General features: G+C 58.1%; 1 protein-coding gene and 1 pseudogene. One reads left to right on the top strand and one right to left on the bottom strand.

Annotated elements, in window-relative coordinates; genetic code table 11:
* Window positions 1–348 (bottom strand): glycosyltransferase family A protein (locus EN925_RS36920; RefSeq protein ID WP_164894713.1); only part of this gene is annotated, 348 nt, incomplete at its 3' end.
* A 244-nt stretch (window positions 349–592) separates the two neighbouring features.
* Here EN925_RS36920 and EN925_RS36915 point away from each other — a divergent pair.
* Window positions 593–1,112: pseudogene (locus EN925_RS36915) on the top strand (glycosyltransferase family 4 protein); the annotation flags it as partial.

Genomic DNA, 1,112 nt, shown 5'->3' with positions numbered 1-1,112 from the left:
CCTGACGACCGTGCCCATCACCACCGCCCATCCGTCATTTTCCACGAAAGCTTTCTCGACCTGCTGCAGATATTCGGCGGACGGAACGAAATCATCGTCGAAGAATGTGATGATGTCGAAGCGCCCCAGGGAAGGTACGAGAGCCCTGTTCCGCTGGGCAGCCAGTCCTTTCGGTCCGAAAACGAGTGACACCTGGAAAGGACAGCTTTCCGGCAGGTCGACATGCGAGGCGTCGGGCGCCGACACTATGACCTCATCAGGAAGCCTCGTCTGGCCGCCCAAATATCCAAGCAAACGCCCGACCTGTCCGCTGCGGCCAAGCGTCGGGATGATCACTATGAGTCTCATGCTCGATCCAGCTTCGGTTCCGCCGAAACCTAGACCGACGAGTGGACCGACACAGCCTGCATAAAAGGAGACGGGAGGAGCCTGGCCTACCGCCGGACACAGGCTTTCGGAGTATCCCGGTGACGGACCACATCCGCAAGTATTAGATGGCCATGCGCCCGTAGCGGTGTGTAGCCGATCGGACAGCTTGCCGGAGCAACGACATGGAATGGAGACTGCCAGCCTTATGAGGCTAGGGGGAACCATGCTCCACGAACGCTCTTCCGATTTGGCCGTCGCTGCCAAGATCGATGTATCCATCGAAGAATTGCCGGCCGCGCCGGGGCCCGGCTTCGACAGCAATGCCAGGATAGCGATCGTTCATGACTGGTGCCCGAATTTCCGGGGAGGGGAAAGGGTTCTTGCGCAAATCTGCAAGCAGTTCCCCAACGCCGAAGTCTTCACGCTTTTCGATTTCCTGCCACAAGAGGTGAAGGAGCAATATTTCCACGACGTGGAATTCCATACGTCTGCGGCCAACCGGATACCGATGGTCCATAAGTTCTATCGATCCCTCTTCTTTTTCTGTCCCTTTCTGATCGAGCAATTCGACGTGACGGGATACGACGCGGTGATCTCGTCGTCGGCCGCCTTCTCGCGCGGCGTCATCACCAGGCCGGACCAGCCGCATCTGTGTTATGTGCACAGTCCCGTCCGCTACGCCTGGGATGAACAATTTTCCTATCTTCAGCAGGGACGGCTTGGTTTCGGCCCCAAGGGAATGC

The organism is Mesorhizobium sp. M7A.F.Ca.US.006.04.2.1 (assembly GCF_004022915.1).
In the GTDB taxonomy this organism is placed as follows: Bacteria; Pseudomonadota; Alphaproteobacteria; order Rhizobiales; family Rhizobiaceae; genus Mesorhizobium; species Mesorhizobium ciceri.
This window is presented reverse-complemented; position numbering and strand designations above follow the sequence as displayed.